This is a genomic window from Nocardia pseudovaccinii NBRC 100343, from assembly GCF_001613225.1.
GTDB classification, from domain to species: domain Bacteria; phylum Actinomycetota; class Actinomycetes; order Mycobacteriales; family Mycobacteriaceae; genus Nocardia; species Nocardia pseudovaccinii.
This window is the reverse complement of sequence record NZ_BDBY01000289.1, coordinates 1-10,235: the sequence shown is the minus strand read 5'-3', so window position 1 is coordinate 10,235 and position 10,235 is coordinate 1. Positions and strand designations below refer to the sequence as shown.

Below are 10,235 nucleotides of genomic sequence, written 5' to 3'. Positions count from 1 at the left end.
TAAACCTGCTCCAGCGACTTCATCTTGTCGAGCACCGATTCGGCGGTGGGATCGCGCAACTCGTCGACAATGCGACCGTCCGCGAGGAACACCACCCTGTCGGCGTATCCCGCCGCGTGCGGCTCATGGGTGACGATGACGACCGTCTGCCCGAATTCGTCAACCGCCGCGCGCAGGATCGAGAGCACCTCCTCCGAGGCGCGCGAATCGAGATTGCCGGTCGGCTCGTCACCGAAGATGATCTCCGGCTTACCGGCCAGCGCCCGCGCGCAGGCCACCCGCTGCTGCTGCCCGCCGGACAGTTCGCTCGGCCGATGGGTGAGCCGGTCGTCGAGCCCGAGCCGCTTGATGACCGTATCCAGCCAATCCTGGTCGGGCTTGCGGCCCGCGATATCCAGCGGCAGGGTGATGTTCTCCTGCGCGGTCAGCGTCGGCACCAGGTTGAATGCCTGGAAGACGAAGCCGATGCGGTCGCGCCGCAGCCGGGTCATCTGCTTATCGGAGAGCCCGGCGAGATCGGTGTCGCCGATCCGCACGGTTCCGGTGCTGGCACTGTCCAGGCCGGCCAGGCAGTGCATCAGGGTCGATTTGCCCGATCCGGAGGGCCCCATGATCGCGGTGAACTCCCCCTTCACGAATTCGGCCGAAACCCCGTCCAGCGCCCTGACCTGCGTATCTCCGTGGCCGTAGACCTTCACCAGGTCGATGGCGCGTGCCGCGACAGTGGCGGCAGCCGATTTCTCGAGGTCGGCACCTAGGGCTTGCGAAGTCATGGAACCCAGTCTGTCCGGTATCGCGCGCCCGCGCCATCAGGGACCTCCCCCAAGTCTCGAGGTCTCAATGAACCCTTAGAACTACGCCGACCGGCCCAGACCGAAGACCGTCGGATCCTGCGCGAGGTCGCGGAAGTAGCGCGCGGCGTCCGGCACCAGGCGCCGTTCGGTGAGATCGAGCAGACCGCCGACGCCGACGATCTCCGCGGAGACCGTGCCATCCGCCTTGCGGATCTCCTGGATGGTCCGGTGGGTCTTGCCATCCCAGGCGAAATCGCAAGTGACAGTGACCTCGTCGCCCACGAAGAGTTCCTGTTTGAACTCGAGGGTCACCTGCAGCGAGATCGGCCCGACCCCGGCGTCCTGCAACTTCTCCTGGGATAGACCGCCCTCCCGCAGGCAGGCCCAGCGCGCTCGTTCCGCATATTGCAGATAGACGGCCTGGTTCATGTGTCCGTTGCGATCGATGTCCTCGGGCGACACGGTGATCGAGAGCGCGAATCCCATTGGCTCACGGTAGCGGCGGGGTACGACAAGTATCCGCCGCTATCGTCGTCGAGCTCACGCTTTGATCATTTGGCCAGTTGCCCTACTCGCTGGCGCGCCACACCGAGCAGCGTCGCAACATCGACGTCGGGAACGTCTTCGCGCCGAAGCTCCTTCACGAGAGCGCGCTGTTCATCATTGAGTTGGTTCGATAGGCGGTCGAGTTCTGCGCGAAGCTCGGCAATGCGTTCGGTTCGCATCTGCAAGTCGTGCGCGTCGCCGAAATCGTCGACTATCAAATGCGTTTCGACCCGAGAGAGCGGAACGTCGAGCTTAGCTGCAATAATCGTGCGCGCTTCGTAGCCGACGTCGGTCAAGTGTCGTGCTTGTCCACACGGATCTTGCCCATACACATCAGGGATAGTGATTTCCCACCACCGCCCGACGCGGCTCGCGTGAATGTCGTAGGTGACGGCCTTACTCACTGTTCCTCCTTCGGGCAATCGCAGGAGTCAACGGCCTTGTTGATGGTGCGGACCACACCCGGTGAGATAGTGCGGTGGCCATCCGGAACACTCACGTCATGCTTGCTGGTCGGACACCCGTAGATGGTGTGACTACCGGCACCATCGCGCCAGCCGGGACCAACCGGCCTCCTTGAGTGCCTTGAGGACTTTCCTGGTCGGCTGCTCTGCGATCACAAATGACGCTAGCGCACTAGCCGAAATATCGGCAAGTATACTAGCCATATCGGGCTGCGGCCACTGCCGTTGCTGAGCCTGAATTCCGCAGCGACTGACGAGCCCCTACTTCAGAATCAGCAGCGCCGACTTCTCGATGCGGTCGGCGATTTCGGAGTAGGAGGCGTAGCCCATGCCCGCGCGGACGAGTGCGCCCGCGTAGACGAGTTCGAGGGATTCGACTACGTCCTGGTCGGCGTCGGGGCCGAGGGCGCGGACCAGTCGTTTGCGGATTTCCATGCCGATCCGCGCCCGGAGGTGGGCCACGTCGGGATCGCGGCCCAGCAGGGCGCTGGTGACAGCGCCCGAGAGTTCCTGTTCGTCGGCGACGAGCATGGCGATATTGCGGAGTTCGGCGACGACCCGGACGGTGGGGTCCGGGTCATCGCTGACCGGAGCCGAACTGGCGAACAGGCGGCGCCAGAAGATCTCGGCGACGAGATGTTCCTTCGAGGAGAAGTAGGTGTATGCCGTGGCGGTGCCGACGCCGGCCGCCGCGGCGACCATGCGGATGGTCATCCCCGCGAAGCCTTCCCGCGCAAGCACTTCCACCGCGGCCTTGGTCAGCTTGTCGACGGTGTCGGCCTGCTTCTCGGTGAGGCGACGCCGGGTCGCCTCCAGGATGATGGACTCGCCTTCGGACATGTGTCTAGATCCTACTTTGCGGCGGCGCGACCGGCGCGTCGGCCATAGAAGCTGCCGTCACCGAGGGACGCACCGCTGACATAGCCGCCGGCACAGAGCCCGGAGGTGCAGCGGCCCGCGGCGAACAGGCCTGGAATCGGTTCGCCGGAGACGTGCAGCACCCGCGAATCCAGATCGGTACGCAGCCCGCCGAGGGTGAAACCCGCGGTGAATCCACGCATGTCGAAGGCGGCCAGCGGCGTGCCGATCGGCTTGACCCACTCCGGCTTCTTCCCGAGCAATGGATCCTTGCCGTCGGCGGCATGCAGGTTGTAGCACTCGACGGTGCCCTGCAACGCGCGCTCCGGCAGGCCCATATCGGACTCCAGCTCCGCGACGGTCTCAGCCGCCCAGGTCGGCGGCTGCCGGAAGAACGGCGTGGATGTCACGGTGGCAAGCGCCGCTTCGAGCGCCTGCTCATCGATGACCAGAAACGCCTGATTTTCCTGCTGGATCAGCGTCGCCTGTCCGATCCGCCCCGGATAGGTGTCCTCCGGGATATAGCGCTGACCACGCCCGTTGACCAGAATGCCGCGCGCGAGCAGCTGCGGATCTCCGAAGAACGCCACCTCGGTGGCATCCATGTGCGCCAGCTCAGCACCGAGCGCCTGCGCGACCAGAATGCCAATGCCGTCGTGCTCTTCGATGGCAGCGGCGGGCCGCCCGATCAACCGCGGCGCATAGCCCTCGATCATCTGCTGGTGGTAGGCGAAACTGCCGGTGGCGAGCACAACCCCGCGTTCGGCGCGGATCGCGACCTCCTTGCCGAAGCGCGTCGCGAGGACGCCGACCACCCTATCGGTCTCGTCGATCACCAGCCGCCGGATCCTGATGTCGTATTCGACACCGACACCGAGACTTTCGGCGGTATCTGCCAGCGGCTTCATCAGCATGTAACCGCCGCTCCTGGCGCCGATCTTCTTATCCGCCATTTGCGGAACATGGCCGCGCGGAGCGGGTTTCGCGATGGCGTTGAACGGCGCGGCATTCTCGCCGCCGGAGTACATCAGCCCTTCGTCGTGCGGCGGCTCCCAGCCGGGCTCACCCCAGAACTCCTCCTTGAACGGCACCCCGTTGGAGACCAGCCAGGTGTAGTGCTCGACGCTGTTCTGGCAGTAGTCCGCGATCTTCGCCCGATCCTGTCCGGGACCCAGCGCGGCCTGCAGGAATGTCTCCATATTCTCCGGCGTGTCCTCGAAGCCGAGCGCCTGCTGCAAGGGCGTGCCGCCACCGAGGTAGATGAATCCGCCCGCCATGGCCGCCGCACCGCCCCAGCCGCCGGTGCGCTCCAGGATCAGCACGTCGGCCCCCGCACGCGCGGCCTCGATGGCGGCGCAGACACCGGCGATGCCGTATCCGGCGACGACGACATCCGCCTCGAAATCCCATGCGGCGATCGCGTCGGCGCGCAGCGGCCGGATCTTTGCGGCATCAGACATGTTTCGCGTTCCTTACTTACTCGCGTCTTCGGACGACACAGACGATTCGGACTCCCCCACCTGTTCGGACTGCTTGCGTGCCGCCTTTTTCTGTTGGGCGACAATCGTTCCCACCAGCAGGTCGAGTTTGGTGCCGGTCGGCCAGCCGACGTAATAGCAGAGGAACAGCGCGATCTCGTGCAGCTGCGCCTCGGTCAATTCCGCATTGCGCAGCGCCGCGCCGATCTGGATACCCGCCGTATCCATCGCGCCCTGGGCGGCGAGCGCACCGAGCAGGATCAGTCGGCGGTCCCGAATGGTGAGCCCGGGGCGCGACCAGATTTCGGCGAAGAGATGATCGGCCGTAACGGCGAAATGGTCGCTGGGGTAGTCCTGGAATTCGGTGCCGTAGACCTCGGCCATCTTGGCCAGCCCGCGCTGACGTACCGAATCAGCGGATCCGTTGTCGCGCCCACCCGTCACCCGATCGCCACCCCTCATCGAATCGCTACGCGATGCTTCATTCATTGGATTCCCTTTCCTTCGGCACGCCGAGCCCGGGACCGAGGCGGCCGAGAGCCAATTCCGCCAGCGGCAATTCGACGCCGAGTCGCGCGCCGAGATCCAGGGCCAGGCTCAGATCCTTTTCGCCGAGATCGCGCACATGACTCAGGATCGGCAGCCAGAAATCATTCGGTTCGATCGGCGCGGTGCGGTCGCGCAGCATGATCGCGCCGGGGCCGCCGGTGACGGCGTCGGAGTGCCGGACGACGTTGCCCAGCACGGTGATATCCAGATCCGCGGCCTCGGCGAGCCGCTGTGCCTCCGTGGCGGCGGTGAATGCGATGAAGTGCAAAAGGTTGCGCGCCAACTTCATTCGGGTGCCCGCGCCGACCGGTCCAGCGTGCACGACCAGATCGGCGAAGCAGCCGAAGGGTCCGCGCACCCGCTCGAATGCCGTATCACTGCCGCCGACCATGACCGCGAGTTTGCCGCGCGTGGCCCCGGCGGCACCGCCGCTGATCGGCGCGTCGGCCAATTCGACTCCGTACTCGGCACATTCGCCCGCCAGCTCTTCGGCGGTCCGGTCACTGATGGTGGAGTGCACGGCGACAACAGTGCCAGGGGTGGCCGTCCGCAACACCCCTTCCGGTCCTGTCACCACCGCCCGCACCTGCGCGTCGTCCAGTACGGTCACCGAAATCACGGCCGCCTTCTCGGCGATTTCCGCGGCCGAAACAGCCGATGCCGCACCGGCTTCGGTGAGCGGCCGCACCGCATCGGGGCGCATATCGCAGACGGTGAGTCCACCGGGCCAGGACAGGAGGCTTTTGGCCATCGGTGCGCCCATATTGCCCAAACCGATGAACCCGACCGGCAATTCGCTACTCATGACCGGAACACTTGTCCGCCGTCGACATTGAAGATCTGCCCGGTGACCCAGCTGGCCTCGTCCGAGAGCAGGTACAGGCAAGCGCCGACCAGATCATCCGGTGTTCCCATTCGCTTGAGCGGCAACCGTTTCACCATATCGTCGACGATGACGCTCGGTGTCACGGTTTTGGTGGCTTCGGTATCGATGGGACCAGGAGCGATGGCATTGATGCGGATCTTGGAACCACCGAGTTCGAAGGCGAGCTGCTGGGTCAGGCCGTTGATGCCGACCTTGGCCAAGCCGTAGAAGCTCGAGTAGGTCCATGCGGCGGTGGAGGATTGGTTGACGATCGATCCGCCGCCCGCCTTGACCATGTACTGCCATACCGCGCGGGTCATATTCAGCGCACCGTCCATATTCACGCTCATGAACTTCTTGTAGTAGTCCCATGGCACGCTGAGCAGCAGGTTGAGTTTCATATCGCCGTAGATGGCGGCATTGTTCACCAGATGGTCGATCGCCCCGAATTCGCGGACGGTCAATTCGGCGAGGGCGATGGCCGATTCCGGATCGGCCACATCGACCTCGCCGAAGACGGCGCTGCCGCCACCGGCGGTGATCTCGGCCGCGACGGCCTTACCGCGTTCGGCATTCAAGTCGGCGACAACGACATTGGCGCCTTCGTTCGCCAGCGCCTTGGCGTATGTCGCGCCGATACCTTGGGCGGCGCCGGTGACGATGGCGGTCTTTCCCGGGAATCGAGTCATGAAATCAGCTCCTTGCAGCTGTTTGTGGTCTAACCGGCGGTCGCGACGAGCTTGGTTTCCAGGTATTCCTCGAATCCGGCGAGGCCCATTTCCCGGCCGATGCCGGATTGTTTGTAGCCGCCGAACGGTGCGTCGGCCGAGTACCAGATGCCGCCGTTGACACCGATCGTGCCGGTGCGAACGCCATTGGTGACGTGCCGAATTCGGTCCGGGTCGGTGCCCCATACCGAGCCGGAGAGTCCGTACGGGGAGTCGTTGGCGATCCGGATCGCATCATCGTCGCCATCGTGCGGGATCACCACGAGCACGGGTCCGAAGACCTCCTCGCGGGCGACCGTCGCGGTATTGGGCACATCCGCGATCAATGTCGGTTCGATGAAATATCCGCGCTCGTGGCCCGCCGGTCGGCCGCCGCCGACCACGATCCGGCCGCCCTCGGCGCGCGCGATCTCCAGATACCGCTCGACTCTTGCCCGCTGGCGCTCGGAGATCAGCGGTCCGCAGACGGTGCGCGCATCGGCCGGGTCACCAGGAACGATGCCCGACAGGGTGGCCGCCGCGGCCTGGATCGCTTCGGCGTATACCGCGCGCGGCACCAGCAGCCGGGTGGTGAGGGCACACCCCTGTCCCGCATGCACGGCCACCGAAAACGCCGCCACCGAACAGGCTCCCGCGATATTCGCGTCGTCGAGCACGATGAATGCCGATTTGCCGCCGAGTTCGAGGAAGGTCTTCTTCAAAGTCGTTGCCGCGCCGGTCATTACCGATCTGCCGGTCTGCGTCGAACCGGTGAAGCTGATCATGTCGACGCGCGGATCGGTGGTGAGCTGTGCGCCGAGACCGTGATCGGTGGAGGTCACGATGTTGACGACGCCGGGCGGAATATCGGTCTGCTCGGCAATGATCGCGCCGACGGCCGCCGCACACCACGGGGTATCCGGTGCGGGCTTGAGCACCACAGTATTTCCGGCCGCGAGCGCGGGACCCAGTTTGGCGAAATTGATCTGGTGCGGGAAGTTCCACGGCGTAATGGCACCGACAACGCCGACCGCCTCGCGGCGCAACACCCGATGGCTCTTGATGCCCATGGGCGTCGCGGTGCCGAGATCGGTTTCCCAGCTGTAGGTTTCGGCCAGCGAGGCCGAGTACGAAAGATCGTCGACCGGACCTTCCAATTGCGGCCCTCTGGTAAGCATGGTCGGCGCGCCCGCCTCCGCGACGGTGATCTCACGCAGCTCGTCGACCTCGGCCTGCAATGCGGTGCGCAACTGTTCGATGCAGCGGGCACGGAAGGCATGGTCGCGCGACCAGTCGGTGTCGTCGAATGCGGTGCGCGCGGCCGCGATGGCCGCGTCCATATCCGCGCCGTTCGCATTCGCGGCCTGACCGATGACCGCTTCGGTCGCCGGGTTCACCGTGGCGAAAACGCCGTCCCCGCCGGTGACCAGTTTGCCGCCGATCAGCAGGCGCGAACCGTCGGCGGGCAGGAGGCGGCTCATAAAGGCTCCGATGCTGTCTGGACAGGTGTACGGAATATAGTCTCGGTCCGCTCCTAGACGCAAGAACCCGTTTCAGAACTGCGGTCCAGAACCAGCCTGATCGGCCCCAATGAGAACTACCAGCCGCCATTTGGGCCCAATCCGCCCCCACCCAGATTGTTCAGGGAAACCTCTGTCGATTCCGGCATGCCGGTGGTACCGTCCAGACACATGTCCAGCTATGTGTCTCCCATCGATGACGCGACACCGGTCACCGATGAGAACTGGTTCTCGAATTCCGGGTTATCGCGATGACGGCCGCCTCACTGGAGCCCCTGACGTTCGACCCCTACGACTACGCGTTCCACGAGGACCCGTACCCCACCTATGAGCGGCTGCGCACCGAGGCGCCGCTCTACTACAACGCCGACCTGGATTTCTGGGCGCTGTCCCGGCACGCCGATGTGACCGCGGCCTTCCGCGACAGCGTCCGCCTGTCCAGCGCCAACGGAGTCTCGCTGGACCCGGCGGCCTGGGGCCCGCACGCGAGCCGGGTGATGTCGTTCCTGGCCATGGACGATCCGCGGCATATGCGCATGCGCCGCCTGGTCTACAAGGGCTTCACCCCCAAGCGGGTGGCCGAGATGGAAGACCGGATCAGGGACCTGACGCTGTCCTACCTGGAACCGGCACTCGCGACCGGCGAGTTCGACTGGATCGATGAGGTCGCGGGCAAACTCCCGATGGATGTCATCTCCGAACTGATGGGCGTGCCCGAGGCCGACCGCGCGGAGGTCCGCAGGCTGGCCGATCTGGTGGTGCACCGCGAGGACGGCGTCCTGGATGTCCCGATGGCCGCCGCGCAGGCATCGATCACGCTGCTGACCTATTACGCGGAGATGGTCGGCGCGCGAAGGCGCTCTCCGACAACAGATCTCACCTCGGCGCTACTGGATGCCGAGATCGATGGCGACACCCTGTCCGACGAGGAGATCATCGGTTTCATGTTTCTGATGGTGGTGGCCGGTAACGAGACCACCACCAAACTCCTCGGCAATGCGCTGTATTGGAGCGCGCGCAATCCGAGCGAATACGCCAAGGTCGTCGCCGAGCCCGAGCTGGTCACCGACTGGGTCGAGGAGACGCTGCGCTACGACACCTCCAGCCAGATGGTCGCGCGCTGTGCCGCGGTGGATATCGACCAGCACGGCCGCACCATCCCGGAGGGCGCGAAGGTGCTGCTGCTGATCGGTTCGGCCAATCGGGATCCGGAGGTCTTCGCCGACGGCGACAGCTACCGCATCGGACGCACAGACAAGTCCGGACTCGCGAGTTTCGGTGCGGGCGTGCACTTCTGCCTCGGCGCCCACCTCGCCCGGCTGGAGGCCAACGTAGCGCTGCGCGAATTCGCTTCGCGTGTGCGTTCTTACGACGTCATCGACGCCGGGATCAAGCGCGTGCACTCGACCAATGTCCGCGGGTTCGCCAACCTGCCCGTCATCGTGGAGGCCAAATAATGCCACGGTTCGAACCGAATCCGGTGCGCCGACCGGCGATTGTGGCCGGAGCGTCCTCCGGTATCGGCGCGGCGACGGCCGAAGCGCTCGCCGAACTCGGACACCCCGTCGCGCTCGGCGCACGCCGGGTGGATCAATGCGAGGCGCTCGCGGCCAAAATCCGCGCCAATGGCGGCGAAGCCTTCGCCCACCAGCTCGATGTCACCGATGCGGCATCCGTCGACGATTTCGTCGCCGCGGCCGAAGACACCCTCGGGCCCACCGAAATCCTGGTCTCCGGCGCGGGCGATATCGAATTCTCGCTGGTGCACGAGATGGAACCGGATCGGTTCCTGCAGCAGGTGCAGGTGCATCTGGTCGGCGCGCACCGGTTGGTGCACCGGGTACTGCCGGGCATGATGCGCAGGCAGCGCGGCGATTTCGTCTTGATCAGCTCCGACTGCGCCGAGGAGCCACGCCCGCGCACCGGCGCCTACAGCGCTGCCAAGGCCGGGCTCGAGGCAATGGTCCAGCAGATGCGAATGGAGCTGGAGGGCAGCGGAGTTCGCGCATCACTGGTACGCCCGGGTCCGACACTGACCGGCATGGGTATGAATTCCACTCCCGAGGTGGTCGGGCCGATGCTGGAGGACTGGAAGGCCTGGGGTTTCGCCCGTCACCCGTACATGCTGCGTGCGAGCGATCTGGCCGCCGCGGTCATCGCCGTGGTCTCCGCACCACGCGGGGCGCATCTCGTGCTGGTCGAGGTCCAGCCCGAGGCCCCGCTGCGTCCGTTACCGAATGCCGAGGACAGGAGCCGACCGTGAGGATCGTCGCCGATCTGGATCTGTGCCAGGGGCACGCCGTCTGCCAGGACGAAGCGCCTGCGGCCTTCACCGTGCCCAAGCGCGGCAAGGTCGAAATCCTCGACCCGACACCGGGTCCCGAAGCCCGCGCGGACATCGAGCGCGCGGTGCGCTACTGCCCAACACAAGCGCTGTCGATCCGTGAGGACCCT

12 protein-coding genes are annotated in these 10,235 nt (G+C 65.4%); 3 read left to right on the top strand and 9 right to left on the bottom strand.

Features of this window, described 5'->3' with window-relative positions; translation table 11 throughout:
• From NP3_RS34600 to NP3_RS34560, 9 genes are all read right to left on the bottom strand, one after another.
• Positions 1 to 773: ABC transporter ATP-binding protein (locus tag NP3_RS34600; protein WP_063045940.1), on the bottom strand; the 773-nt coding region annotated here is incomplete at its 3' end.
• Positions 774 to 854: 81 nt separating this feature from the next.
• Entirely contained in the window at positions 855 to 1,280 is a 426-nt protein-coding gene (locus NP3_RS34595; protein ID WP_063045939.1) for an acyl-CoA thioesterase, read from the bottom strand.
• A 65-nt stretch (positions 1,281 to 1,345) separates the two neighbouring features.
• Positions 1,346 to 1,744 (bottom strand): hypothetical protein, encoded by a 399-nt coding sequence (locus NP3_RS34590; protein WP_157124745.1) that lies wholly within the window; start codon positions 1,742 to 1,744, stop codon positions 1,346 to 1,348.
• Positions 1,745 to 2,065: 321 nt separating this feature from the next.
• Entirely contained in the window at positions 2,066 to 2,644 is a 579-nt protein-coding gene (locus NP3_RS34585) for a TetR/AcrR family transcriptional regulator (RefSeq protein WP_040694975.1), read from the bottom strand.
• 11 nt (positions 2,645 to 2,655) lie between these two features.
• Positions 2,656 to 4,122 (bottom strand): FAD-dependent oxidoreductase, encoded by a 1,467-nt coding sequence (locus tag NP3_RS34580; RefSeq protein ID WP_063045937.1) that lies wholly within the window; start codon positions 4,120 to 4,122, stop codon positions 2,656 to 2,658.
• Between the two features lie 12 nt (positions 4,123 to 4,134).
• Positions 4,135 to 4,602 carry a carboxymuconolactone decarboxylase family protein gene (locus tag NP3_RS34575; RefSeq protein WP_063045941.1) on the bottom strand — a complete coding sequence of 156 codons (468 nt, stop codon included), beginning with the start codon at positions 4,600 to 4,602 and terminating at the stop codon, positions 4,135 to 4,137.
• 19 nt (positions 4,603 to 4,621) lie between these two features.
• Positions 4,622 to 5,494 (bottom strand): NAD(P)-dependent oxidoreductase, encoded by an 873-nt coding sequence (locus NP3_RS34570; protein WP_063045936.1) that lies wholly within the window; start codon positions 5,492 to 5,494, stop codon positions 4,622 to 4,624.
• Complete coding sequence (locus tag NP3_RS34565; protein WP_063045935.1) at positions 5,491 to 6,243, bottom strand: SDR family oxidoreductase; 753 nt, start codon at positions 6,241 to 6,243, stop codon at positions 5,491 to 5,493. Before NP3_RS34565 ends, NP3_RS34570 begins: the two co-directional genes overlap by 4 nt.
• 29 nt (positions 6,244 to 6,272) lie before the next feature.
• Complete coding sequence (locus tag NP3_RS34560; RefSeq protein WP_063045934.1) at positions 6,273 to 7,742, bottom strand: aldehyde dehydrogenase; 1,470 nt, start codon at positions 7,740 to 7,742, stop codon at positions 6,273 to 6,275.
• Positions 7,743 to 8,032: 290 nt separating this feature from the next.
• Between NP3_RS34560 and NP3_RS34555 the strand changes: the two genes are divergently transcribed.
• The 3 genes from NP3_RS34555 to NP3_RS34545 form a co-directional block, all read left to right on the top strand.
• Entirely contained in the window at positions 8,033 to 9,238 is a 1,206-nt protein-coding gene (locus NP3_RS34555; RefSeq protein WP_063045933.1) for a cytochrome P450, read from the top strand.
• Positions 9,238 to 10,044, top strand: coding sequence for an SDR family oxidoreductase (locus NP3_RS34550; RefSeq protein WP_063045932.1), 807 nt, complete (start codon positions 9,238 to 9,240; stop codon positions 10,042 to 10,044). Before NP3_RS34555 ends, NP3_RS34550 begins: the two co-directional genes overlap by 1 nt.
• On the top strand, positions 10,041 to 10,235 hold a 195-nt coding region (locus NP3_RS34545; protein WP_063045931.1), incomplete at its 3' end, for a ferredoxin. The genes NP3_RS34550 and NP3_RS34545, both read left to right, overlap by 4 nt.

Bases quoted from the DNA above. Each gene is read 5' to 3' on its own strand.
- NP3_RS34595 (WP_063045939.1), bottom strand. From the start codon at position 1,280: ATGGGATTCGCGCTCTCGATCACCGTGTCGCCCGAGGACATCGATCGC.
- NP3_RS34585 (WP_040694975.1), bottom strand. From the start codon at position 2,644: ATGTCCGAAGGCGAGTCCATCATCCTGGAGGCGACCCGGCGTCGCCTC.
- NP3_RS34580 (WP_063045937.1), bottom strand. From the start codon at position 4,122: ATGTCTGATGCCGCAAAGATCCGGCCGCTGCGCGCCGACGCGATCGCC.
- NP3_RS34575 (WP_063045941.1), bottom strand. From the start codon at position 4,602: ATGAGGGGTGGCGATCGGGTGACGGGTGGGCGCGACAACGGATCCGCT.
- NP3_RS34570 (WP_063045936.1), bottom strand. From the start codon at position 5,494: ATGAGTAGCGAATTGCCGGTCGGGTTCATCGGTTTGGGCAATATGGGC.
- NP3_RS34565 (WP_063045935.1), bottom strand. From the start codon at position 6,243: ATGACTCGATTCCCGGGAAAGACCGCCATCGTCACCGGCGCCGCCCAA.
- NP3_RS34560 (WP_063045934.1), bottom strand. From the start codon at position 7,742: ATGAGCCGCCTCCTGCCCGCCGACGGTTCGCGCCTGCTGATCGGCGGC.
- NP3_RS34555 (WP_063045933.1), top strand. From the start codon at position 8,033: ATGACGGCCGCCTCACTGGAGCCCCTGACGTTCGACCCCTACGACTAC.
- NP3_RS34550 (WP_063045932.1), top strand. From the start codon at position 9,238: ATGCCACGGTTCGAACCGAATCCGGTGCGCCGACCGGCGATTGTGGCC.